Below are 25,549 nucleotides of genomic sequence, written 5' to 3'. Positions count from 1 at the left end.
CGCATTCTGTTTGAAAAACGACAGGCATCCATCGCGCTGTTTCCGTCTTGTCGCACCGGCGGTTTACACCTCGGCAGGTTCCGGTTCAGGTTTTGACAACTCGAGAGACCTCTCGAGAATCTCCGCCACATCCATGGTCGACACGTCTTCATCGACTTCCTTGGATTTCGTCCCGTCACTCATCATCGTCAGACAATACGGGCAGGCACTGCCGATCATGGAGGCATTTGTCTCCAGCGCCTGTTCGGTTCGGGCCACGTTCACCCGGGTACCGGTGTCTTCTTCCATCCACATCATGCCGCCGCCTGCACCGCAGCACATGCCGTTTTCGCGGTTTCGCTCCATCTCAACGAGGTTGACGCCCGGGATCGCCTTGAGGATTTCCCGCGGTGGATCGTAGTTGTCGTTATAGCGGCCGAGGTAACAGGAATCGTGGTACACGATGGTTTCGTCCACCGATTTCGTCGGTTTCAGTTTTCCTTCCTGGATCCACTGATGGATCAGTTCCGTGTGGTGATACACTTCCGCTTCGAGTCCGAATTCCGGGTACTCGTTCTTAAAGGAATTGTACGTGTGCGGGTCGATCGTGACGATCTTTTTCACGTCATTCTTCTGAAACTCCGCAATGTTATCCGCTGCGAGTTCCTGGAAGAGGAATTCGTTCCCGATGCGGCGCGGTGTGTCACCGGAATTTTTCTCTTTGTTTCCGAGAATCGCGAACTTGATCCCGGCTTCGTTCATGATCTTGGCGAACGACTGGGCCACCTTGATGCTTCTGTTATCGTAGGAGCCCATGGATCCGACGAAAAAGAGGTATTCAAATTCTTCCTCACGTTTCTTCACTTCTTTAATGGTAGGTGCATCAATATCATCCCGCCCATCGCGCCATTTCTCGCGCTCTTTGCGGTTTATGCCCCACGGGTTGCCTTGCTTCTCAATATTCTGGATTGTGCGCTGCGCGTCAGGTTCCATCTTCCCTTCCGTCAACACAAGATAACGGCGCAAGTCGATGATCTTATCCACATGCTCATTCATGACCGGACACTGATCTTCACAGTTTCGGCACGTCGTACAGGCCCAGATTTCTTCTTCAGTGATAACGTCACCGATGAGATTCACGTCATACGGATTGAAATCCAGTTGGGCAAGCGCCTCTTCATCCCCTCCTGCAGCAGCGAGCTGATTGCTGCGGGTGTTGCTGAAGGCGAATGCCGGCATCCAGGAGGAACGTGTTGTGATGGCTGCACCTTTTTCCGTCAGGTGATCCCGCATCCTGATAATCAGATCCTGCGGCGAGAGCATCTTCCCGGTGCCAGACGCCGGACACATATTGGTACAGCGGCCGCATTCCACACAGGCATAAAGATCAAGGAGCTGCTTCTGATCGAAATCTTCAATCTGATTCTTCCCGAATTTCTCGGCATCTTCATGCTCAAAATTGATGGATTCCAGCTGCCCCCGCTTATGGGTTGGTCCGAGGTATACATTGGCAGGCCCTGCAATCAGGTGGGCGTGCTTGGACTGCGGAATATACACCAGGAATACAAGAAGGAACATGAGGTGAAGCCACCACATAATGAAAAAGCCGGCAGCCGCTCCTGTTTCACCGAGTCCTCCTGAGATCGACGCGATCCCCGAGGCAATCGGCTGGGACATGCTCAGTTCCTTGTTAAGCCAGACGATTTCAAACCCTTTGGCAAAGAGTTTGGAGAACATGAGCCCGCCGATGAAAATCAGCACAAGCCCCGCCTTGAAGTTTCGCTTCAGGCGGACAAGCTTCTCCACGTACCGGCGGTGAAAAGCCCAAAGTACGGCAACAAGAATCATCACCACAACGATTTCCTGGAAGAAGGTGAAGAACGGGTACAACGGTCCCAGCGGCAAGTGCCCACCAGGACTGAGACCTTTCCAAATCACGTCGATGGCACTGAACTGCACAAGCAAAAAGCCATAGAAGATCATTACGTGAATGATCCCGCTCTTTTTGTCTTTCAACAGTTTTTCCTGACCAAATACATTCGTTAGAATCGCATTCCACCGTTCTTTCGCGGTCAGAATAAATTCGGGCTTGTGCCCCAGTTTAATGTACTCGATACGCGTCTTGACAAGGGATGAAAAAAGATAGACAGCGTAAGCGGTTACAAGAAGAAACATGATCCAGTTAATAAGAATCGGATCCATATCAGCCACTCCTTTCGTCTTCTGATTGTTTTTCAGACGGATTTTGTGTCAGAAAATCGTCTGTTCAGGTTATTGTTCATCGACAATTATAGCACATTTTTCTAGTGAATGATTATTCATTCATAAATTTTTTCTGTTTTTTTCATTTTCGATACGGTTGTTGGTATTTATCCACGTAACGTGTATAATGAACGCAGCCTGTTTCTTTCGATGACAAGACAGGCGAATCGCAGTAACTCTGCTGAAGCTGGGACGGATCCCCTCAAATTTCCGTCCCTCTTCTATATAAAAAAAATGAGTCATAGATCGCAAAACAGGCTGTCCCCGGGAATTCGGGAACAGCCTGTTTTTTTATATCAATCTAATCAAAGGGGCGGGGTCAGGAGAAGAAGGTTGTCGAAACATACTGAAACAGTTTGAATCCAAGATACACGCCGAAGATTCCCATGACGCCCGGTAAGGCGGGTGGTGCAGGAATCGGCAACTTAATCACTCCAAATAAAAAGCCAACGATCGCTCCGGCAATCAGTGCCAGAATAACTTCCTGAAACATTGTGGTTCACCTCTCGTGTCGTGCGTCTTGGATTAGCAAAACAAGTTCCCTCCAGAATATGGGGCATGATGTCTAACCTCTCTATAACGAGTATATCAGAAAGAGGTACGGACATCTACCCCCTTCACCAAATTCCTTTCTTTTTTTTTGACGATTTTATGCGTATTTTCGAGTAATTATCTGATGAATATGATAAGGTATGTAAAACAGTTCTCAACATTAGGAGGAAATGCCATGTTACCCAAAAGCATAATGGAACGAGACGGCGAACTGTGGTACTTCGTCGAAGAAGGCGACAATGCTTCATTAAACTACCGCGTCAGGCGGATCCTGCATGAAGAACAAACACCCTACCAACATCTGATGGTGCTCGATACATATGATTTTGGGCCCTGCCTTATCCTTGATCACATCCTGCAGACCACATCCATGGACGGATTCATTTACAATGAAATGATTGCACACATGCCACTTGCTCTTCATCCGGATCCGAAAGACGTCCTGATCATCGGCGGCGGTGACCTGGGTGTCGCCAATGAAGTCGTCAAATACGACTCCGTCGAACGGGTGGATATGATCGAAATTGACGAGGCCGTTGTTCGTGCTGCACAGCGCTTTTTGCCTGAAGTGGCCGGGGAAGGCCCTCTGGATCCAAAGATTCATGTCCACTATGAGGACGGAGTCAAGTATATGGCCAACGCCAGCCGCACATACGATGTGGTCATTATCGACTCGTCCGATCCGGTGGGCCCTGCGGTGGAACTGTTCTCACAGCCATTTTATCAGAACGTCCACAAACGCCTGAACCCGGACGGGATCATGAGCTGTCAGAGCCTCTCCCCGGTGTTTAACATGTTCTACCTGCAGCACATCCGCGAAGTGCTGGATCTGTTTTTCCCGGCGGTAAAGACGTATCACGCAACGATTCCGACCTATAACGGTGGCCTGTATTCCTTTACCATCGGCATGAAAAAAGTCCCGGCAACGCTCACCGGTATCAAACCGCATGGTGAGAACCGCTACGTGACCCCGGAAGTTCTTGAAGCGAGCTTTGTCCATCCTGAATATGTCAGAAATGATCTGAAAATGAGGGAGCGGACATGACGTACCGTGTGGTTCAGACAAAAACGGAGCAGCAACAGTTTTATGCGATTGCAAAGGGTGCGTGGGAAGGGAAAGACTGGTATTATGAAGACCTCGAACGAAGCGGACGGCTGCAGTATTTAATCTCGAACAATGAAGGGGAAGTGATCGGTACGTTCGAACTCCTTCCCTACATACCCGAAGGCGAGAGTCTGATTGAACGGGATTACCCGTTTTACAAAGAATCTGAAGTCAAACGCCAGACCGCCCCGGTTTATGAACTCGATAAACTGTCGATCGCCAAAGAAAACCGGAGCAACGAGCACCTGTTTCTCCTGATCCGCGATTTGATGCTGATTGGAAAGGACGAACTGCAAACGCACATGTTTCTCTGTTTGATCCGCCCGTCCTTCTTCAGGCTCTTAAACCGGATCATGAAACTTCCCGTCACCGCATTGACCGATCCGATTTACTGCGATGAAAATGATGATGAATTTGTGCCATGCCTGTGCTACGTTCCGAAAAACGAATCCGAACTGGCCGACATGGATGCATCCATGCGCCGGGGTCTCCGGTTAAAATCCATAGTAAAGTGAGGCGAACAAGATGAGCTATCTGATCCTCTATGATCTGTTTGTGAACGCTTTTGACGATCATGCCATCCGCTGGCCGGTTGAAATCAACACCGGCGATGAAGTCCATCATGGCGAAGTGATCGCCCATGGGACCAGTTTTCTGATTCCAAGACAGTTCGAGGTCGAGTTAAAATGGACGTTCTCCGAGCTGAGTATTGTAGCACCGGTTCAAAAACAGCTTACCTTTGCAGAAGATCCCTTTACCGTCAGGTTCAATGAACAGAAATACGATGAACGCCTGGCGCTTTATGAAGAACTCGGCGCCGAGGTGTGGACCCAGCGCTGGATCACCGATGCGGCAACGGCATTGAAACAAACGCTGATCGCAGATCTGCCCCATCACCCCGGATTTCGAAAAGCGTTGGAACGCGCAGGCATTTCCACGTTTACCGGGCTTTCACTGAGTGATGAACCCATCTATGTTCCCGCAATAGAAGACGGAGGCTGATTGACATGATTGAACTGATCAAGCGGATTCTGCTGCTTTTTCAGGCACAAAAAGGCAAGGCGTTGATCATATTCGCGATTCTTGTGGCAGAACTTGCCTTTCAGGCCTTTTTGCCCCTCAGTCTGATGCTGATGATTGACTACGCAATCGTGCCCGGTGACCTCCGGATACTCACTCTATTGATTGTCTTCATTACCGTGGGAACGGTCGTCACCTCGGTACTCGGTCTTTTCAGGGACCGCGCCTACGCCACTTTGATTGCCGGACTGATGGCGGATTTCTATCAACGGATCTTCAGTCACTTGCAGCGCCTGCCGCTGCATTTTTTTAAGAAGACGAAATCCGGCGATATTCTTGCCCGGTACAATACCGATCTGTCCGCGTTGGAATCCTTATTGATCCCGTTTCCGCAGTTGGTGATGGCGAGTTTGAATCTCGTTGTGAACATCGTCATTCTCTTCCTCTTGCAGTGGCAGCTCGCCGGACTCGCCCTCTTCGGTTTCGCTTTGAGCTTTGTCCTCCCCAACTACTTGAGCGGCCGGGCATTCACTGCGAGTCGCGCGCACAAAAACCTGCAGGCAGCGGTGAACGCCTCTGCCCAGGAAAACATTCAGGGGCAGGAAACCATCAAAGCTTTCGGTCTGCAGACGCGCATGATCCGGGGATTCAAACAGGAAATCCGTCAGCTGCAAACGGCTGCGAGGGAAGCGAACTTCCTGAACTACCTCCTCGACCGGACCACGGAAATCGGGGTGCTGTTCGTCATCGTGATCACCATTTGTGCGGGCTCTTTGTTGGCCTTTTACGAGATGATTACGATCGGTTCCCTGTCCGCTTTCGTCACGATTCTGGTAACGATGAGCTTTCTCATTTCTGACATCACCTGGCTCGCCCCTCAGCTCGTTCAGGCCAAATCCGGCCTTGACCGGATTGATGAACTGCTCGAGGAGGAGGAAGCGGTGAGTGATGGCACAACGACAATCGGCCCCTTACGTCAGGCCATCCGGTTTGATCACGTCTCTTTCAGCTATGACGGCGCGAAGAATCATTTGAGCGATGCCAACCTGGCCATTCCCGCCAAGGGGTTCAATGTGTTCGTCGGCGCCAGCGGTTCCGGGAAGAGCACGATGATGAATCTGCTCATGCGTTACTACGAACCAGCAGAGGGAACGATCTATTGGGATGATGTGGCGTTTCCTTCGATCGACGATGACGCCTTTCAACACGAAGTCGGCATCGTCTCCCAGGAGACTTTCCTGTTCAACCGCTCGCTCCGTGATAATATCCGCCTCGGGTTACCCGAAGCGACGGATGAAGACGTGGAAGAAGCCGCAAAAGCTGCGGGGATCCACGACGTGATAACAGCGTTGCCGGACGGCTATGAGACCGCTGCCGGAGAACGGGGTGGGAACCTCTCAGGTGGCCAGCGTCAGCGCGTGGCCATTGCCCGGGCGATTTTGAAACAGCCATCGCTGTTATTTCTCGATGAAGCCACCTCCGCACTGGATCCGTCATCGGAGCAGGAAATCCTTGAGGTCATCCGCCACCTGGCGAAAGATCGGACCGTCATATCAATCACCCACCGCTTGACGACATCCCTCGATCAGGACCGGATCTTCGTCCTCGACGGCGGACAGATCGTTGAAACCGGGCTGCATCAGGATCTCCTGAAAAAAGAAGGGCACTACCAGACACTCTACGCGAAGCAAAGCGGCTTTCATTTCAGTGACGACGGCCAGGAAGCGTTTGTGTCCGGGAACCGCCTGCGGGCAATTCCGCTGTTAGCCGAAGTGGAGGAAGCCTTGCTCGATGACCTGTCGAATTTCTTTATGACCGAGACCTTCCAAGAAGGCGGACAGGTCATTCAAGAAGGTGATGAAGGGGATAAATTTTACCTGATCGTCCGGGGGAAAGCCGACGTCGTCAAAACGATGGATGACGGCACAGTCAAAACCGTGGCGAGCCTCAGTGACGGGGACTTCTTCGGGGAAATCGCCCTCTTGAAAAACGTGCCACGCACCGCGTCCATCGTGGCTGCGACGCCGCTCGTACTCTTATCCCTGCAGCGGAAAATGTTCCAGAGCCTCTTAAAACGGGCCCCGGAGCTGCGGGCACAGCTTGAAAAGAGACTGTGAACCGAAAAAAATCCGAACCTCTGTTACAGAAGGTTCGGATTTTTGTGCTTTAAACAGCTGCCCTATTTACTTTATTCTTCAAAGTGATCAATGACAAATTGGGGGACCTCGTAGGATTCAAACCCATAAAAGGTATAGCCGTAATCCGTCCGGAGAATCGCTACATACTGCATTTCCTCATAGGCATGGCCATAATCGAGAAGTTCCTGTTGCTCCTCATCCTCTTCCACAATCAACACGTTGTCGGTCAAATCTTCCGGGGCTACTTCGTTCATTTCAAGACGATTCATCACGTCATAGAAATCATGATCGCCCAGCCACTCCATGACGTACATTGTCTCAATATTTTCAGGAACCAGCAGGCCGTCATAAAAGCCCTGGTCATTGAGAAATGCCATGGTCGCCGGATCCTGCGCTGTCAGATAGAAATGAACGGAGTCATTGTCGGCTGTTTCAAACCGGATGGAACCGATGGTACTGCCCCGTTCGGAAATGAACACCTGCGCAGGGCGCTGTTCCACATCGTGCCTCATTGCATCCATCAAAGCATTCAAATCCGCAGGATCCGCGATGCGATCCCCGTCCATGTTATGGCCAAGATTGCCCTGAACCGTCGCATAGGTGATGTCCACATCTTCAATCAGATACGCCGGATCATACGTCCGCTTGAAGCCATCCATCTCCCGTAACGCCAACGTCTCCTCTTCCAGGAACCGTTCTGTCACGGTATATTCCCGTTGAATCGTATTGCCGTTATTCAACTGATAGGTCAGTTCAATCCGATGCCAGGAGTCCGGATTGGTCTGCGCATGAGCGAGCAGATCGCTGTGAAGGTCCGTAATGGCCTCAATCGTCGCCTCATCCGTCACCTGACGCTCTTCCTGGATGCGGCCGAATCCCATGTCCATGTTCGGCGTGTGGATTTGCGCATAGGCGACATCTTCTGCTGCCGGGATATGCTGTTCGTAGTAGGACGAACCGATCTCAATCGGAACCAAAAGCAGAATCACCGCACCGGCAAAGACCGCAAAATCTTTCCAAGGCCAGCGCAGGCGCAGCGCCTTCTGAATGATCATTTGCAAAAACGTATATGAAATGACGGCCCCTATGGCGTAGCCGATATACGTCCAGACCATGCCGCCACGGAGCACTTCTGTAAAATACACCCCGGCAAGCAGCATGAAAAAGAACGTCAGGCCATACAAGAAGACGTGCCGCACGCCCCGGAACACGAGGGTCTCTTCCGTTGCTTCAGATTGCCTGCGTTTATAGAGTACAAAACTTGCACCAATCAGGAGCAGGGCAACCCCGCCCTGAGCGAGAAATTCCACCCAGCCCAGGGGATCATAGGTCATCTCCATCCAGCGGGCAAAGATGATCCCGTTCAAGGCAATCGCTTCAATGTAGGCGGTCTGCGCCAGACCCACGATGAAATACTGCAGATTGACAATACTTAAGATAACCAGCAGTGCGGGCACGAAGATCAGTACATAAGTCAGTACACCATGAAGCAGGCTGTTGCCGACGAGAATGCCCGTGAACATGGCCAGACTGAAGATGAGGAGCATCATAAACAGCGTTAACAGCATCCAGACAACGATGTCACCCATACTGTAAAACCGTTCATCGAGCATCGGGTTGATGATCATCAAAACCGCACCTGTCAGGACAAGCGGTGCGGTGAGCACCGTCAGACCGACGGTATACAGATGGCCGAGAATCTTTTCCCGGGTAAACGGCAGACTGTGCATCAGATCTGTCGCCGGTTTTTTCGTCATGAAGTTCATGAGGATCACGGCAAGCAGCACCGGGAAAGTGGCCATGATCAGCAATTGAAACGGATAGGAAAAGGCCATCAGGGTATTGAGCTCCGACCCGTAAAACAGCCCCGGACCACCCGATGAATTCCCTGCAGCGCTCAACTCCCTGGTCAGGATGCTGATCGGGAGTACGACGAGTAATGATACGGTGAGGAAAAAACCAATCCACGTCACGGTGGAGAGCTGCATCCGAAACAAGGATTTATTCAATAATGAGGTTACGGATTTCATAGCCAGCACCTCCCATTTCATAGTGAAAGACTTCTTCAAGTGTCAACGGCAGCACATCGACGATCACGGGATCAAACTGCTTGATATGATCAATGATCGCTTCTTTATTCCCTTTAACGATGAGCATCTGCATACTGCCGCGCTGTTCGTGGTGCAACAGATCCAGTTGATCGGTCAGCGCATCATGCCCCGGTGCTTGTTTGAAGGCGAGCTGGATCTTATGCACATCGCTCTTCAGATCGTCGAGATCCTTTTCAAACAGGATTTCCCCCTGATGCATGACGCCCACATAGTCACAGAAATCCTCCATCTCCCGGAGGTTGTGGGACGACACCATGAGCGTCAGGGAACGGTCCGCCACTTCCTGCAGAAGAATATTCTTCATCTGGTGTCTGACGACGGGATCGAGCCCGTCAAACGGCTCATCCAAGATCAGCACATCCGGCATGGCGGAAATCGTCAGGATCATCGCCGCAAGCCGCTGCATCCCTTTTGAAAACCGGTTCAGTTTTTGGGATTGATCGATCTCGAAATGGGCGCTCAGCTGCGTGTAGCGCTTTTCATTCCAATGTGGATACACACCTCGGTAAAAGCGTGCCATATCGTCAAGGCTCGTCTGATTAAAAAAATACGGATAATCCGAGATGAACAGGGTCCGTCCTTTTGTTTCAGGTGTTTCAAAAACCGGCTTGCCGTCAACAATCGCTTCCCCATGATCCGCCCGGTAGATCCCCGCAAGTATTTTCAGCAAGGTGGATTTCCCGGCACCGTTTGATCCTAAGAGGCCGTATATGGAGCCTTTTTTGACATTCAGGCTGACGTCTGAGACGGCCTTCAGGTCTCCGAATGTTTTGGTGATACTTTCGGTTGCAATCATGACTGCTCTCCTCCTTGATCTGCCTCATCCTTCGTGTGCAGCATCGCCAGAATGTTGTCTTTCGTGCCTCCGAGATAAAGATATTCCGAAATCATGGTCTCGATTTCTTCTGTCAGCATCGTCAACCGCTCCTTATTTTGATGGTGGGTCTGCGGCGACACGAACCGTCCACGGCCAGGTATGGAATAAATGTACCCTTCCCGTTCGAGTTCACGATAGGCTTTTTGTATCGTATTCGGATTGATCGTCAGTTCCTGGGCCAGATTCCGGACAGACGGCAGCTGCTCATCGGCGGCAATGACCTCATGAATGATCATCGATTTCAGCTGATTCATCAGCTGTTCATAGATCGGGACGCGGCTTCGTATATCAATATTCAGCATAACCTCACCTCCATCAGTGTTTGTCTCTCGCACTAACTGTATTATACAGTATAGTACGGTTAGTACGGTTTGTCCAGCGCTTTTACAGAAAAAACCCCCAGCCTATTGCACGCTGAGGGAAGATTTTATTAATCACCTATAATCATTAAAGACAACTGTGGAATGAAGATAATGACCAGCAAGGTGAAGACCAGAACCAGAAAGAATGGAATGATCGCACGTGAAATCTGTTCAATGGATAATCCCGATATCCCGGATGCCACGAATAAATTGACGCCTAATGGGGGCGTGATAAATCCGATTGCCAGATTAACAACCATAATAATACCAAAATGGATCGGGTCATAGCCAAGATTAGTCGCTATCGGCAACAGAATCGGTGTCATAATGATGATAGCTGCTACGGTATCCATAAAACAGCCGATGAACAACAGCAGTAATGTGATCAGGAGAATCAATACAATTGGACTTTCTGATATGGAGAGCATAAACTCTGCGACTTGCCCGGGGATTCTTTCCACCGATAACAGTCGTCCAAATGCTGTTGCAGAACCGACAATGATCAGGATGGTTGCTGTCGTCAAAGCTGCATCGGCAAAAACCCTCGGCAAGTTTCTGATTTTTAGTTCCCGATACAGAACCAGTCCTGCCAACAAGCCATATACAACCGCAACAACAGCCGCTTCTGTAGGTGTAAAGATACCCCCATAGATCCCGCCAAGAATGATAACCGGAATCAAAAGGGCCCATTTGGCATCCCATAACGCAGCCCCAATGACCTTCGCTGACGTTTTTTCGTCTGTTCCTGTATAGCCCTGTTTTCTTGAATGCAGATAGGCATAAATAATCAGGCCCAGTCCGACAATCACGCCTGGAATAATACCCCCAATAAACATGTCACTTACTGAGGCTCCACCTACCACACCGTAAATAACCATCGGTATACTGGGAGGAATAATGACCCCAAGAGAACCGGCCGCCGCTACAACGGCAGTCGAAAATTTAATATCATAACCCTGTCTGACCATTGAAGGAATCATTATGGCACCAACTGCTGCAACCGTTGCGGGACCTGAACCCGAGATAGCCGCAAAAAACATACAGGTCAAAATGGTAGCGATTGCAAATCCACCTGTTTTGTTTCCCACAAAAGCATTGGCTACATTAAAAAGCCGTTCAGAAATTCCGCCCTTCCCCATAATTTCTCCTGCGAGGATGAAAAAAGGGATCGCCATGAGTGGAAAAGAATCCACGGACGTAATCAACCCTTGCGCAAGAAAATCAATGCTGATGGCATCGGTATAAATGATTGTAATCAGTGATGCAATTCCTAATGATATGGCAACAGGAACAGTCAACAACAGTAATACAGCAAAGCTGCCGAATAACACTAAAGCTGTCATGCTCCATCACCTGCTTTCCTTTGTATCATCGGAACCGGATTGCTCTTTTTCTATTTCTTCCAGAATTTTTTGCTGTTCAGTTTTCACTTCAAAACTTTCTTTACCAACCAGTGCTTTATATTGCTTAATCAGCTGCTGAATCAAACGGATTGATGTTAATGACATTCCCACAACTGTGGCAAAATAAATGTAGCCCATTGGAATCTTCAGCGCCGGTGAGGTCTGACCAAATCCCAATATTCTTTGTGCAACATCGTTGCCATAATAAACAATCACAAGTGCAAATAATAAGAACAAAATATTGGAAATCATCTGAAGAACAATTTTTCCTTTGTTTTTAAATAAAAGCAGCGTCACATCGACTTTAATATGCCGCTGCTTTTTGACACCGTAACTGATACCGATATAGACAAGCCAGATAAAACAATAACGTGCCAATTCTTCCGACCATGCCAGGGAAGACCCGAGCACAAAACGCATAAATACCTGTGTCGCAATGGCCACAACAGTCGTCATCGAAAGCACAACTAAAATGACTTCCTCAACATATTCATCCAGCCATTTCAAGATTTTAAGCGGCATTTATGTTACACCCCGTTTCTATTTAAAGCTGTCCTGTAACCAGGTTGAAACCAATGGAAAAAGCGAATCGCTGAATAGATGTCCCTCACCCTTCATTATTTCGATGTGTTTCACGTTCCCAGTCAGCTTTTGATGGAATTTCTGACTTTCTGTAAACGGAATGACTTCATCTTTTTCCCCATGGACAATGAAAAAAGGTACGGAAACTGATTTGATCGATTCATCCATGTCGTACTGGTACATCTCCTTTACAAACCGGCTGTCCACTGCGTATTTTTTATTAAAAAAATCATGGATCCGCTCACCCTGAAGGGCATTTTCCCAAAGGCCTTCACCGATTACTCCGACCTTTATATTATTCACAAGATCATGGACCGGCGCCAGAACGCAAACGGCACCAACCTGTTCTGACGAAGCTGCGATTTGCGTAACAATCGCACCACTTAAGCTGTGTCCAATGAAACAAATATTTTTATTATCGATGCTTAATTTATTTTTCGTGAACTCCATCACCGTTTTGAAATCATACAGCCATCCGGAAACGGTTGTCTTATCCTCGAAATCTCCTTCACTTTCTCCTGAACCGATATAATCAAAACGGATCACGACATAGCCTTCTCTGGAAAGAAAACGGGCAAGTTTGACCCCCATCCGGTTATCTCCGGTTTTATTACCCGTGAAACCGTGACCGTAAATAATCGTCTTCTGCTTGTTTGTTTCATATTCTTCAGGGAAGTGAATGACTGCAGCGATCTTCAATCCATCCCTTCCTGTTATCCATTGATGTTGCTCCACCATTCATTCCCCCTTTCCGTTATGTAGACAATGTGACCGGAAAGCCGGCCACATTGCAAAAACCGTTACTTATTCAACTTCCTGAATCTGTTCAAAGAGCTCACCATATTCGTCCTGATACTCATCATATACTTCTTGTGTCGCTTCGAAGTAAGCATCATAATCAAACTCATCGTTCTCTACAACTTCCATGCCATTTTCAATGGCCGTTTCCAGATAATCCTCGTTCCAGTCCTGAATGAACTGCCGGTTGAAATCACGTGCATGATAAGCCCCTTCCTGAATGACTTCCTGCAATTCCGGTGAAAACCCGTTAAAGATTTGCTCATTGATGATAAACGGAGCCGGGCTGTATACGTGGTTTGACAGTGTGATATGACTTTGAACGTCATAGAAACTGTTTGGCACAATCGCGGATAATGGATTTTCCTGGCCATCCATTACGCCTGTCTGCAGAGCTGTAAACAACTCAGGGAATGCCATCGGCGTTGGATTTGCGCCGAACGCGGAGAATGCCGACAGATGGATTTCATTTTCCATCGTTCGGATATCCAGACCTTCCAAATCTTCAGGTGTAACAACCGGACGTTCACTATTGGTGATGTGACGGAAGCCGTTTTCACCCCAGGCTAGTATTTTAATATCTGATTCCTGAGCCTGTTCATTTACCATGTCGCCGATTTCACCATCGAGTACAGCATGTGCATGGTCTTCATCTCTGAATAAAAACGGGAAGTCAAAGACGTTCGCCATGTCTGCGAAATTCCCTAATGGACCTGATGAGAAGAATGTCATATCCAGGTTACCCAACTGCAAGGACTCAAGCATTTCCCGCTCTCCACCAAGTTCACTGTTCGGGAAAATTTCGATGGTTACCGCACCATCTGTTTCGTCTTCCACATATTCAGCTAATGCCAATGCACCTTGATGATATTGAGCATCATCTGAGGTTGGACTCGTGTGACCAAGTTGCAGAACCATTTCTTCAAACTCGTGATCTGCATCTGCCGTCTCATTCGCATTATCGTTATTGTTCTCTTCGTTCACTGTGTTGTCCGCTCCCGTGTCATTTGGCTCCTGATCATTTCCTGCATTATTCTCATTATCTCCACAAGCCACCAGTAAAGCGCTTACACCAACGACTGAGCTGATCATGCTGATTTGTTTCTTCACGTTACCCCTCTTTTCTTAAATGTTTTTATCTAAACCCCCCTGGACAGGGGGAAAAGAGCAATGATTATGAAATCTGATAAAACGATTCGCTGTATTTTGCAGCTAATTTAATACATTCTTCCATGCTGACGCTGCTTGCAATCCCCTGACCTGCAATATCCAAAGCCGTTCCGTGATCCACTGACGTCCTGAGAAAAGGCAAGCCATTCGTAATGGATATCGTACGTTCAAAATCAGTCATTTTTGCTGCAATATGACCCTGATCGTGATAAAGGGAGAGTACGGCTCCATATTTTCCATTTAATGCATGGTGAAAGACTGAATCTGCCGGAACCGGTCCAACTGCATCAAATCCTTTATCCACTGCCGCCTGGATTCCCGGCCCAATTTCGTCGACTTCTTCCCTGCCGAACATCCCATTCTCACCGGAATGCGGATTGAGTCCCGCAACTGCAATTCTTCTTTTTCCATCTTCAACGCCCAATTTTCTTAAGGCATGATCACACCGCTCGATATACTCTTCCACTCGGGCTTTGGTCATTTGTCCGATCGCTTCCTTAAGTGATACATGCCGGGTTAAGAAGAAAATCCTCATGGTTCTTACCTCAAACATGGTTAACGGATCGTTTGATTCCGTCAGTCTTTCGAGCATTTCTGTATGACCGATGAATGGCACGCCAGCCGCCTGAAGGGATTCTTTGTTTACCGGTGTTGTTGCCAAAGCAGACACTTCACCATTCATTGCTAATTTAATGGCATGTTCAATGTAATCAAATGATGCCTGCCCCGCCTGAGCCTGAACAACACCCAGTTGAAGCTGGTTTAAATCGAGGTTATCGAATGAAATCACATCGATGGTACCAAATTCATATTTCCCTTCAGCAGGTTTATTGATTTTATTGATCTTTAAATCCACTTTCGAAAATGCCATCGCATCTTTTAAGATCTCCGCATGTCCAACAACCAAAGGAGAACAAACATCATATATTTCTTCGATCGCCAATGCTTTTACGGTGATTTCCGGTCCGATTCCTGCCGGGTCTCCCATTGGGATTGCGATGATTTGATTACTCATAAAGATCCACTCCTCATTGAAATATTTTGTAAGTACGCCAAACTTTCCTGTATTGCGTTTTTGCCTCCAATCATTCCGCCTTTCGTTATCACATCGAGGCCTTTCCGTTCACCACCCAGCAATTTCCCATGAGCTATCAACGGCATCACCTCGCCAAATAATTCAATTCCCTGTGCACCTGTTTCTTCACAGAAGGACGCCAGTACATCTCCGCCACAGAAAAAACTGCCTGCTACCGACGGTGTCCGTTCAATGATACGGTTCGTAATGCCGGCTAAACCATCCGTCAGTCTTTTTGCAATGACATCTTCGGATACCTTTTCATCTGACGCTGCCTTACCGATATCGATCAAATTCAGTTCGGAATTTGACGTGGATACAATCACGACGTTTTCAGTCTCCAGGGATTCACAGGCCGCGTTAACGGTCCGATTCATTTCATCTTGCCTCTTTGTTTGTTCAACCAGGCAGTTTGCGTTGATATGAATGATACGGATTTTTTTCTCATGCACCAGATAATCGATTTGACTTTTTGTAACGGTTGTGACACTGCCAACAGAGATGATCCATTTTTTTTGTTGTTCGTACTGATCCTGTGCGGACTTTGCAAGCAGATAGTTCAGTGTTAATGGTCCAGGGTCGGCAATCACTATCTGCTGGTTTTCCAATCTTTTTACCGCATCAGCAAGGACTTCAATATCCTGATCATGATTCCCATCACAGATGATGATTTTGCTGCCTTCTTTGATTTTCTTTGTCAGTTCATGAAGTACAGTATCGGAACCTCCCTTTACCGACTCTATGGATACGAGATCCACAGGTAAACTGGTCTGACTCTTAAGTAAGTCAGGAATGTATGACGTTTTGAGGGGATGGATCGGATCATATGCAACATCTGTATTTTCCAACAGGACATCGTTTACATACATCACGCCGTTCTCCGTTCTTCTTCCTGATCCCGGAAATGAAGGCGAGAGGATTACGTAGCTATTTTCTCCGGCGGCGTTCAAGAGGCTTTCCAGTTCATACCCGATGTTTCCCCGGAATGTACTGTCAATCCGCTTGGTAATCACGTCAGCCCCCCATGTCGTTAAGGAACGATACGCTTCATCCACTCTTTTTTTCGCTTCTTCAGGGTTGGAATACCGACTGTCCGTCACAACGCAAGCAGATGATTTTTTGTGATTCAAATTTATCTTTGAACCTTGCAAATACGTTACTGCACGGAATCCAATGTCCAGTAATTTTACTCCGGTGGCATTCGCCCCTGTTAAATCATCGGCGATTATTCCGACTTTCAAATTGATCACCACCTATAGAATGTCTACTGACTCCTTATACCTGGTCAGCGTGGATTCTGAAATGCCATTATCACTGATGATTCCGTCCAGTTCATGCAGTTTACATACCTTTGTGAATGAATATTGATCAAACTTGCTGTGATCTGCCAGACACCAGGTTGTTGCCGCGGCATTAATCATTAATTTTTTGATTTGTGATTTCCCAAAAGTCGGAGCGGAAATGCCTTCTTCGAGTTTGATTGCATGCGCACCCAAAAACAGGAAATCTGCATGGATCATATTCAGCATTTGTTCTGCAGCCGAACCGAACAATGCACCAATGTCATTTTGCATTTCTCCCCCGATCACAATGACATTATGTTTACTGTAAAGCAGTTCATTCGCAATTTTGATGTCGTTCGTGATGATGGTTAATGCATCCAGATTCTTGATCAACTTGGCCAATTCAAACGTTGTCGTACCTGAATCCAGAATGATCGTTGAATTTTCCTGAATCAGAGATAATGCTTTTTGCGCAATTTCTTTTTTTAACTGAACATTTTTATTTTCTTTCGATGAATATGGAACTTCCTGAGTCAATGAATATGGCGAAATTGCCCCTCCGTGCGTCCTGATCACTTTATTATTTGACTCCAGTTCTTTTAAATCTCTTCTGATGGTCATCGGTGAGACCTTCAACAGCTCAGATATTGCATCGATATCAATTTGTCCTTCATCTTGCACTTTGGTTTCTAACCATCTTCTCCTTGCAACCGGGAGCATCTCCACCACCTCATTCTGTTATTTATTATCAACTTATGTGTTAATTATGTTCTTTTTGATCGTTTTTGTCAATATTATTTATGAATATTTAAAAAATTCTGCCTAAGAGCGCTTTCAGTGAGCACATGTGGCATAGGAATCGTTCTTTATGTTAACTTTGAACATTTACCAGCCGAGTAAAAAGTATGAAATCATTCAACATACGACCGTTCATGTGTTTTGCCATAAAGGAAATCACTTAAACTTTCCAGGGGAGCATAAACCAAAGCCCTTGCCAAAAAATCGGCAAGGGCTTATTTACGGATTCAATTCACTTTTTAGTTTGGAAGGATGAGACAATCTCATCGAGGTCGTCGGCAATCTGCGACAGGGATGCCGCGGCTGACGCGACTTCTTCCATGGAGGCGGTCTGTTCCTCGGCGCTTGAGGCAATGCTTGTGACTTCTTGTGTGGCTTCTTCCACACCTTGGACCGTCTTCATCACCGCTTCCACAACTTTTCCGGTTGTGGTATTGGCGGATTCAATATGGCTGGAGACTTCGCCGGACAGCGTCACGATCGTGTCTTTGGACGATGCAATTTTGTCGAACGCTTCACCCGTGAGACTGATCGAATGACGGCCTTCTTCCACCCGGTTCTCATTTTCTTTCATGACGTTCGTCGCTTTTTCGATATCATGCTGTATTTCGCCCACCAGCCCGCTGATTTTACCGGCAGACCGGTTCGATTCCTCGGCAAGCTTACGGACTTCATCCGCGACAACGGCAAACCCTTTGCCGTGCTCCCCTGCCCGTGCCGCCTCGATCGCAGCGTTCAAGGCCAGGAGGTTGGTCTGTTCGGAAATGTCCGTGATCAATCCGAGAATTCCTTCAATCTCCTGCGATTTCTGACTCAGCTCGTGGATCGAAGAGACCGCGGTGGCCGTCTGCTGCCGGATCATGCCCATCTTATCAGACGAATCGTCCACCTGCTGCTTGCCTTCTTCCACACGGCTGGCCGTATCATCCACCGCTGCATTGACTTTCTTCATATTGCCTTGAATGCGGGCAATGATTTCTGACACGTCCATGACATCTTCTTGCATGGCGTTGGCCATTTCACTTTGATCTGCAGAGCTCTCCGAGATGTTCGTAATCGATTCGGTCACTTGCTCCGTTGCTTTGGTCGTTTCTTCTGAACTGGCGGTGAGCTCCTCTGATGAGGAGGCGAGCTGATTGGCATAATCGATGATTTTTGCCACCATCCCGTTCATGTTGTGCTTCATCAGATTCATGCTGCGGGCGAGGTCCCCGAATTCGTCTTTCCGGTTCTCCGGTAGGTCTTCTTGCGCCAGATCGTTCTCACTCATCGCCTTCAGCTGATCCTGCACGTCCTTCACCGGACGTGACAGGCTGTTCGCGAAAAAGTAGATGGCCACGCCACCAATGACGAGCGCCCCGGACAGCGTCCAGACGACCGCCCAAAGGATGGCGTTTGAGGCTTCGTTGTAATCGACCATATACGATCCCGCGGTAACGACCCAGTCCCAGTTTGGATCCATTTCGTTATACATGATCTTCTCACCTGTTCTGTCCGGGTCATCGGGGAATTCCCATGAATACACCGTGAATCCTCCACCCGCCTGGGCTGCGGCAATCTGATCCTGTACGAGGAAGCGGCCCTGCTCATCCTGCGCCTCCCAGACATTTTCCCCTTCAAGGGTCGGGTGTGCCACTTCGTTGCCTTCCTCGTCATAAATGACGAAGTACCCATACTCACCCAGATCAATGTCTGAAGTAATCGGTCGTGTTCCGTCTTCCTGCATCTCACCAAGCAGATACTCCTTCACCTGTTCCTGAGCATCTTCCAAGGTGATCGCCCCTGCTTCCACCTGCTGATCCATCGTATCGATGAGCATGAGTGCCATCGTGACGGCGTTCTCAATCGTCGTTTCTCCGGATTCATTCAGGCCCTGGTTTGCTGTGTAGTAGGCCGTTCCCCCGACGATCAGTCCGGGCAACAGCAACAGCACCGCTGAAATCGCCATCATTTTGTTACGAATTCCCATTATGTACCCCCTGCTTCTGCCGATTAATCGACATCTGTTAGTCAATCATTTGATTTCTGTACTACAAATTTATATCGGCAAAAAAGTATGAGATTTGAATGGTTTTTCTGATCCGATTTTGTAACTGCCCTGATTTCACTCTCAATAACGCCCTACTTTTCTTCGACCGGGGACAGAAATGCCCTTTTCAGCCCATACAAAAAGCACCGCCACCCCGTTTGAACAGGATCGCGGTGCTTCAAATACCATTACATTCTTTCCGGTGCCTGGACCCCGACCAGCTTCAGGCCATTGCTGAGGGTGATGCGAACGGCCTCCACAAGAGCGAGGCGGGCCTTCGTCAGTGCTTCATCGTCTGTGAGCACTTTCTCCGCATTGTAAAAGCTGTGCAGCGCTTGTGCGAGCTCGTGCACATAATTGGTGATGCGGTGCGGCAATCTTCGCGTCGCGGCATCGGCTACGACTTCCGGAAATTCACCCATTTTTTTCATGAGATCATGTTCTTTATCCGACGTCAAAAGGGAGAGATCCGCATCCGGATTAACGGTGTATCCCTTGTCTGTGGCCTGACGGATCATACTGCAGATTCTCGCGTGGGCGTACTGCACATAGAACACAGGGTTTTCATTGGACTGGGACTTGGCCAGATCCAGGTCAAAATCCAGGTGGGTGTCCGCTGCGCGCATCGCGAAGAAATAGCGCGTGGCATCAATGCCGACTTCTTCCATCAGGTCACGCATCGTGACGGCTTTACCGGTCCGTTTACTCATCTTGACCTTCTCACCGTTTTCATACAGATTCACCATCTGAATGATCTGCACGCTCAACTGCTCTTCCTTGTACCCAAGAGCCTGAACCGCCGCTTTCATCCGTGGGATGTAGCCGTGATGATCCGCGCCCCAGATGTTGATGACTTCGTCAAAGCCGCGCTTGAATTTATCGTTGTGGTAGGCAATGTCCGGCGTGAGATAGGTGTATGTGCCGTCACCCTTGACGAGGACACGGTCTTTATCGTCCCCGAATTCTGTTGAACGAAACCAGGTGGCCCCTTCGTGGTCGAACGTTTTGCCCCGCTCTTTCAACTCGCCGAGAATCGCTTCCACCAGTCCGTCCTCATACAGAGACGTTTCGGAAAACCACACGTCAAAACCAACGCGGTAGTCTTCAAGATCTTGCTTCAGTTTGTCAAGCTCCCGCTTCAGACCGAATTCACGGAAAAACGACTGGCGGCTCGCTGGGTCCGCATTCTTGAAGCGATCACCATACGTTTCCACCAGCTCTTCGGCAAAGCCGATGATGTCTTTTCCCTGATAGCCGTCTTCCGGCATCGCCACGTCTTCACCAAGCCCCTGCAAATACCGGGCTTCAAGAGACAAGGTCAGATTATCGATCTGGTTCCCGGCATCGTTGATGTAGTATTCCCGCGTCACATCAAAGCCCGCTTTGGTGAGGATATGGGAAAGGGCGTCACCGACAGCCGCACCGCGGGCGTGACCGAGATGAAGTGTGCCCGTCGGATTGGCGGAGACGAACTCCACCTGCACTTTTTTGCCTTGCCCCACATCGGTTTCACCGTATTGTCCGCCTTTGTCGAGGACCGTTTTCACAATCTCAGCCAGAAAATCTTTCTTCATCGTAAAATTCAAAAAGCCGGGGCCTGCCACTTCCACGTTCTCCACCGCGGCCTGATCCTTGTTCAAATACGTAACGATGTCTTCGGCGATCTGTTTCGGGGCTTTTTTCGCCACCCTCGCCAGTTGCATGGCAATGTTTGATGCATAATCCCCGTGCGATTTGTCCTTCGGCGTTTCAATTTCCACTGCCGGCACGTCTTCTTCCGTGGCAAGGCCTGCTTCCACCACTGCCTGAACGAGCGCGGTCTTGAGCTGTTCTTTCACCTGTTCTACTTGACTCATAAACGTGTCGCCTCCTCGATCTTGATCGTCATATCGTAACGTCCCGTTGCTTCGCCCTGAAGCACGAGGTCATAGCTTAACTGGATTTCACCCTTTTGTTCATGGGTATCCCACTCATGGGTCAGATGCCGTGTCGTCGTTTCCATCGGCATCCGGATCTCAGGCGTTTGATACACACCTTCGGTCGTCACCCCTTCAACGAAACGCTGGTTCATCGAGATCTGGCCATGGCGCCGGACGGTCATTTCCGTACCGGTACACTTAATGTGCTGTGAAGTGGGTATGTCATCCGTTTCTGACGGTTCCTCAAATCGAAGCACCAGCAGGCCTGAGCCGGTCATGAGTTGTCCCACCGCATCCATCGTATGCTTTTCCCTGCGGTCCCCGTCGGAAATGTGTGTCACCATCCGGATGGCGACTCGCTCTTCTGTCTTCGTCATCCTTTTCACCGTACCTTTCGAACCCGTTATAACCTTTTCATTATAGCGGAGGTGTGCACCACGATTCAAGAGTCAGGATGGAATTAAGTGATCATATACAAAAAACCACCGCTCGGTGCCGGTGGTTTCTCAAGCCTTTGCCATTCAAAAAATTTTCGGTGTCACAACAGTGAGGATCTTTGCACACTCATCCTTACTCGGGTTGCGCCACGTGTGAGGGCGGTCCGATGGGAAATGGATCGAATCCCCGCTCTCCAAATGATAAGACTCGCTGTCTATGATGTAGCTGACCCGGCCCTCGAGAATATAGTGCACCTCTTCCCCGATATGCTGAAACATTTTGTCCGTTGCCCCGGGGTCCAGGGTCACAATCAGCGACTCCATCGTCCGGGTGGAAAAATTTCCGCTCAGGCGCATATATTTTGCAGGTGACTCATCGATGCGAAACGAGCGCCGTTCACCGGAAACCGTTGTGTAAGTGGTATTGTGTTCCGGTGTGAAAAAGCTCGTGATCGGTACACTGAGGCCATCGGCGATCTTTTTCAGTGAGCTGATCGCTGGTGATGACGTCCCCCGTTCGACCTGGGAGAGGAAACTGACCGACAGCCCGGTTCGTTCACTGAGGTCCTTCAATGTCAAACCGACATTGTTCCTTGACGAACGGATCTGTTTCGCGAGTTCGGTTTCTGTCATCGTCATTCCTCCCCCTTCTCACCCGAGCTGCCGGCCAAAATCCCCTGACCGCTCTCGAGTGGGTAATGACACGCGACAAAGTGCTCCGGTTCAATTTCTTCGAACTCCGGTTCATCGGTTTTACACTTCTCATCCGCAAACGGACAACGGGTATGGAAACTGCACCCGGACGGCGGATTGACGGGACTTGGAATATCCCCTTTCAATACGACACGCTCGCGCTGATGGCGAACTTCCGGATCCGGGATTGGCACAGCGGACAAGAGTCCTTCGGTATACGGATGCATCGGTTTGGCAAACAGCTTCTCCCTCGTCGTCAGTTCAACGACTTTCCCGAGGTACATCACCGCAATCCGGTCACTGATGTGCTTCACAGCCGGTAAGCCGTGAGCGATGAAGACCAGGGTCAGATTCAACTCCTTTTGCAGTTTTTGCAGCAGGTTGAGAATCTGCGACTGAATCGACACATCGAGAGCCGATACCGGTTCATCACAGACAATCAGTTTCGGGTTCAAAGCAAGCGCCCGGGCAATTCCGATCCGCTGCCTTTGACCCCCACTGAATTCATGGGGAAACCGTTCAGCCATCTCCCGGCTCAACCCCACCACATCCATCAGCTCATACACACGCTCTTTTATCGCACTCCCTGAATGGGTCTTGTGCGTACGAAGGGGCTCGGCAATCAGTTCGAATACGCGCATCCTGGGATTCAAAGACGAGAACGGATCCTGGAAGATCATCTGGATATCCTTGCGCTTCTGCCTGAGTTCTTCGCCACCCATTTTCGCCAGGTCTTCCCCGTTGAAAAGGATTTCCCCTTCTGTGGGTTCGAGGAGGCGGACGATGAGGTTGCCGGTTGTACTCTTACCGCAACCGGACTCACCCACCACACCGAGGGTTTCTCCTTCATACACCTTCAGATTGACACCGTCCACGGCCCGGAGGTATTCCCGTTTCCGGGAGAACCAGGCTTCGGTGACGTCAAAGTATTTTTTCACATTCCGCAGTTCAAGCAGTGGTGTTTTTGTTGTAGAATCCTGCTCCTGCCGTGAGATCTGGTCGTTCGTCGACATCCTTCATCACCTCCTCATCGTAGAGCCAGCAGCGCACATCCCGTCCGTCAGGGAGCACTTCAAGCTTCGGTTCATGCGTTTTACAATGGTCCATCGCATACGGGCAACGGGGTTCAAACCGGCAGCCGGCAGGCATTTCCGACGGCGTCGGAACGGTCCCCTGAATGGATTTCAGTTCCTCGTCCAGGTCCTGTACTTTCGGCGTACTGTCCAACAGCCCTCTCGTATACGGATGGCGCGGGTTTTTGAACAGGGAGAATACATCCGACTGCTCGACTACCTGGCCTGCGTACATTACGATCACCCGGTCAACCAGCTCCGCCACCACACCGAGGTCGTGGGTGATGAGGATAATCGCGGTATCGAATTTCTTCACGAGATCCTTCATCAGTTCGAGGATCTGCGCCTGAATGGTCACGTCCAAGGCGGTCGTCGGCTCATCAGCAATCAACAGCTTCGGGTTACACGAGAGGGCCATGGCAATCATGACCCGCTGGCGCATGCCGCCGCTCAGGGAGTGCGGGAAGGAGCGGTACACCTGCTCAGCCCGGGGGATCCCGACCTGCTTCAGCATACTGATGCTCATTTCCTTCGCCTTTTTCTTATCCACATTCTGATGCTCGAGAATCGCTTCTTTCAGCTGATTGCCGATCGTAAACACCGGGTTCAGTGATGTGAGCGGCTCCTGGAATATCATGGCAATATCGTTGCCGCGGATTTTCCGCATTTGACTGTTTGTGTATTTCGCCAGATCCTTGCCTTCAAAATTGATCGAGCCGTTCACGATTTTCCCGGGTTCCTCGACAAGCCCCATCATCGAGAGTGATGTGACACTTTTTCCAGAACCCGACTCTCCGACAATCGCCACCAGTTCACCGCGATCGACACTGAAGGAGACGCCGTCAACGGAAGGAATCGTACCGCCTTCGGTGAAGAAGTAGGTTTTCAAATCGTTGACTTCGAGTAATTTTTTCTGTTCCGACATGCTATCCCTCCTATCATCCTTGTGATCGCGGATCGAGTACATCTCTCAGCCAGTCACCGAGGAAAATGATCCCGAGAACGGTTACGGTAATCGCAAGCCCTGGGAATGTGGCGAGCCACCAGTTCGTCGCCAGGTAGTCCCGGCCGTCAGCGAGCATATAGCCCCACGAAATATCCGGCGGGCTGACGCCCATACCGAGAAAGCTCAGGGATGCTTCGAGAATAATCGTCGTCGCAACACTCAATGTGGAGACGACAATGAATGTGGAGAAGACGTTCGGTAAAATGTGTCTTCTCATAATCGTGAAATTCTTCGTCCCGATGGATTTTGCCGCCTTGACATACTCCCGTTCCTTCACCGATAATACTTCCCCGCGGATCAGCCTCGCATAAATGACCCAGTTCGTCGCCCCGATCGCAAAGATCAAGGTCATGATCCCCGGATTAAAGACGGCCAGAATAACGAGGACAAACAAGATGTTTGGAATCGACAGAAAGGCATCGACGAGTCGCATGAGAATGGTATCGGTCCAGCCGCCGTAATAACCGGCATACAGCCCGGCAACCATGCCGAGCGCGCCGGCGACGACAACGGAAAATACGCCGACGAGTAATGAAACGGTCGTCCCATAAATGAGCCGGCTTAAGATGTCGCGTCCGAGATTATCTGTTCCTAAAAGATGTTCAGGCGTACCGCCTTCTTGCCATGACGGGGGCGCGAGCATATTGGCATAGTTCTGTTCATTGACGCCAAACGGTGCGATTTGATCGGCAAAAACGCCGACAAAGATCACGATTAAAACAATGAAAAGCCCGACTGTTCCAGTGGTGCTGCGGAACAGAAGTTTAGCCCATCGTTTCAACGGTGAGTTTTTCTTGTGTCTTGTTGCTGAAACCGGTGCCTGATCCGGTCCGTCTGGACTCGGGTCGGTTTGTATCGGTTGACTCACAGGGATAAC

23 protein-coding genes are annotated in these 25,549 nt (G+C 49.3%); 4 read left to right on the top strand and 19 right to left on the bottom strand.

Going from position 1 to position 25,549, the window contains the following annotated elements; translation table 11 throughout:
* Positions 1 to 63: 63 nt before the first annotated feature.
* Together BBEV_RS00750 and BBEV_RS00745 are read right to left on the bottom strand one after the other, a co-directional pair.
* The gene (locus BBEV_RS00750) at positions 64 to 2,181 is read right to left on the bottom strand and encodes a (Fe-S)-binding protein (protein WP_069363711.1); all 2,118 of its coding nucleotides are present in this window, start codon (positions 2,179 to 2,181) and stop codon (positions 64 to 66) included.
* 379 nt (positions 2,182 to 2,560) lie between these two features.
* The gene (locus BBEV_RS00745) at positions 2,561 to 2,734 is read right to left on the bottom strand and encodes a XapX domain-containing protein (RefSeq protein WP_069363710.1); all 174 of its coding nucleotides are present in this window, start codon (positions 2,732 to 2,734) and stop codon (positions 2,561 to 2,563) included.
* 234 nt (positions 2,735 to 2,968) lie between these two features.
* On the opposite strand from BBEV_RS00745, the gene speE reads away from it, so the two are divergent.
* Genes speE through BBEV_RS00725 form a run of 4 tightly spaced genes read left to right on the top strand, consistent with a single transcriptional unit; the run spans position 2,969 to position 7,035 of the window.
* Positions 2,969 to 3,838 carry a polyamine aminopropyltransferase gene (gene speE / locus BBEV_RS00740; RefSeq protein WP_069363709.1) on the top strand — a complete coding sequence of 290 codons (870 nt, stop codon included), beginning with the start codon at positions 2,969 to 2,971 and terminating at the stop codon, positions 3,836 to 3,838.
* Positions 3,835 to 4,413, top strand: coding sequence for a hypothetical protein (locus tag BBEV_RS00735; protein WP_069363708.1), 579 nt, complete (start codon positions 3,835 to 3,837; stop codon positions 4,411 to 4,413). Before speE ends, BBEV_RS00735 begins: the two co-directional genes overlap by 4 nt.
* Before the next feature lie 10 nt (positions 4,414 to 4,423).
* On the top strand, positions 4,424 to 4,900 hold the full coding sequence (locus BBEV_RS00730) for a hypothetical protein (RefSeq protein WP_069363707.1): 477 nt from the start codon (positions 4,424 to 4,426) through the stop codon (positions 4,898 to 4,900).
* A 5-nt stretch (positions 4,901 to 4,905) separates the two neighbouring features.
* Positions 4,906 to 7,035, top strand: a complete 2,130-nt coding sequence (locus tag BBEV_RS00725) for an ATP-binding cassette domain-containing protein (protein ID WP_069363706.1) — start codon at positions 4,906 to 4,908, stop codon at positions 7,033 to 7,035.
* A 71-nt stretch (positions 7,036 to 7,106) separates the two neighbouring features.
* Here the strand turns inward: BBEV_RS00725 and BBEV_RS00720 are convergent, their stop codons facing one another.
* The 17 genes from BBEV_RS00720 to BBEV_RS00640 form a co-directional block, all read right to left on the bottom strand.
* The gene (locus tag BBEV_RS00720; RefSeq protein WP_069363705.1) at positions 7,107 to 9,086 is read right to left on the bottom strand and encodes a hypothetical protein; all 1,980 of its coding nucleotides are present in this window, start codon (positions 9,084 to 9,086) and stop codon (positions 7,107 to 7,109) included.
* Positions 9,058 to 9,963: an ABC transporter ATP-binding protein gene (locus tag BBEV_RS00715; protein WP_069363704.1), complete on the bottom strand. Its 906-nt coding sequence runs from the start codon at positions 9,961 to 9,963 to the stop codon at positions 9,058 to 9,060. The genes BBEV_RS00720 and BBEV_RS00715 overlap by 29 nt, the downstream gene beginning before the upstream one ends.
* Positions 9,960 to 10,346 (bottom strand): GntR family transcriptional regulator, encoded by a 387-nt coding sequence (locus BBEV_RS00710; RefSeq protein WP_069363703.1) that lies wholly within the window; start codon positions 10,344 to 10,346, stop codon positions 9,960 to 9,962. Before BBEV_RS00710 ends, BBEV_RS00715 begins: the two co-directional genes overlap by 4 nt.
* A 128-nt stretch (positions 10,347 to 10,474) precedes the next feature.
* Positions 10,475 to 11,749, bottom strand: coding sequence for a TRAP transporter large permease (locus tag BBEV_RS00705; RefSeq protein WP_069363702.1), 1,275 nt, complete (start codon positions 11,747 to 11,749; stop codon positions 10,475 to 10,477).
* 6 nt (positions 11,750 to 11,755) lie between these two features.
* Positions 11,756 to 12,331 carry a TRAP transporter small permease gene (locus BBEV_RS00700; RefSeq protein WP_069363701.1) on the bottom strand — a complete coding sequence of 192 codons (576 nt, stop codon included), beginning with the start codon at positions 12,329 to 12,331 and terminating at the stop codon, positions 11,756 to 11,758.
* An 18-nt stretch (positions 12,332 to 12,349) separates the two neighbouring features.
* On the bottom strand, positions 12,350 to 13,126 hold the full coding sequence (locus BBEV_RS00695) for an alpha/beta hydrolase (protein ID WP_198155033.1): 777 nt from the start codon (positions 13,124 to 13,126) through the stop codon (positions 12,350 to 12,352).
* 69 nt (positions 13,127 to 13,195) lie between these two features.
* Entirely contained in the window at positions 13,196 to 14,299 is a 1,104-nt protein-coding gene (locus BBEV_RS00690) for a TRAP transporter substrate-binding protein (RefSeq protein ID WP_084007145.1), read from the bottom strand.
* Positions 14,300 to 14,363: 64 nt separating this feature from the next.
* Positions 14,364 to 15,374, bottom strand: coding sequence for a 4-hydroxythreonine-4-phosphate dehydrogenase PdxA (gene pdxA, locus BBEV_RS00685; protein WP_069363699.1), 1,011 nt, complete (start codon positions 15,372 to 15,374; stop codon positions 14,364 to 14,366).
* A complete protein-coding gene (locus BBEV_RS00680; RefSeq protein WP_069366542.1) occupies positions 15,371 to 16,675 on the bottom strand; it encodes a four-carbon acid sugar kinase family protein in 1,305 nt (434 codons plus the stop codon). The genes pdxA and BBEV_RS00680 overlap by 4 nt, the downstream gene beginning before the upstream one ends.
* A 12-nt stretch (positions 16,676 to 16,687) precedes the next feature.
* Positions 16,688 to 17,437, bottom strand: coding sequence for a DeoR/GlpR family DNA-binding transcription regulator (locus tag BBEV_RS00675; RefSeq protein ID WP_069363698.1), 750 nt, complete (start codon positions 17,435 to 17,437; stop codon positions 16,688 to 16,690).
* 310 nt (positions 17,438 to 17,747) lie between these two features.
* Positions 17,748 to 19,484, bottom strand: coding sequence for a methyl-accepting chemotaxis protein (locus BBEV_RS00670; protein WP_069363697.1), 1,737 nt, complete (start codon positions 19,482 to 19,484; stop codon positions 17,748 to 17,750).
* Positions 19,485 to 19,732: 248 nt separating this feature from the next.
* On the bottom strand, positions 19,733 to 21,400 hold the full coding sequence (gene argS, locus BBEV_RS00665; RefSeq protein ID WP_069363696.1) for an arginine--tRNA ligase: 1,668 nt from the start codon (positions 21,398 to 21,400) through the stop codon (positions 19,733 to 19,735).
* Positions 21,397 to 21,840, bottom strand: a complete 444-nt coding sequence (locus BBEV_RS00660) for a YwiB family protein (protein ID WP_069363695.1) — start codon at positions 21,838 to 21,840, stop codon at positions 21,397 to 21,399. The genes argS and BBEV_RS00660 overlap by 4 nt, the downstream gene beginning before the upstream one ends.
* 144 nt (positions 21,841 to 21,984) lie before the next feature.
* On the bottom strand, positions 21,985 to 22,533 hold the full coding sequence (locus BBEV_RS00655; RefSeq protein ID WP_069363694.1) for a cupin domain-containing protein: 549 nt from the start codon (positions 22,531 to 22,533) through the stop codon (positions 21,985 to 21,987).
* Between the two features lie 2 nt (positions 22,534 to 22,535).
* Positions 22,536 to 23,606 carry an ABC transporter ATP-binding protein gene (locus BBEV_RS00650; protein ID WP_069363693.1) on the bottom strand — a complete coding sequence of 357 codons (1,071 nt, stop codon included), beginning with the start codon at positions 23,604 to 23,606 and terminating at the stop codon, positions 22,536 to 22,538.
* Positions 23,542 to 24,591, bottom strand: coding sequence for an ABC transporter ATP-binding protein (locus BBEV_RS00645; protein ID WP_069363692.1), 1,050 nt, complete (start codon positions 24,589 to 24,591; stop codon positions 23,542 to 23,544). Before BBEV_RS00645 ends, BBEV_RS00650 begins: the two co-directional genes overlap by 65 nt.
* 13 nt (positions 24,592 to 24,604) lie before the next feature.
* The gene (locus tag BBEV_RS00640) at positions 24,605 to 25,540 is read right to left on the bottom strand and encodes an ABC transporter permease (RefSeq protein WP_069363691.1); all 936 of its coding nucleotides are present in this window, start codon (positions 25,538 to 25,540) and stop codon (positions 24,605 to 24,607) included.
* Positions 25,541 to 25,549 lie beyond the last annotated feature (9 nt).

Origin of the sequence: Salisediminibacterium beveridgei, assembly GCF_001721685.1 — a bacterium.
Taxonomy (GTDB): Bacteria; Bacillota; Bacilli; order Bacillales; family Salisediminibacteriaceae; genus Salisediminibacterium; species Salisediminibacterium beveridgei.
This window is presented reverse-complemented; position numbering and strand designations above follow the sequence as displayed.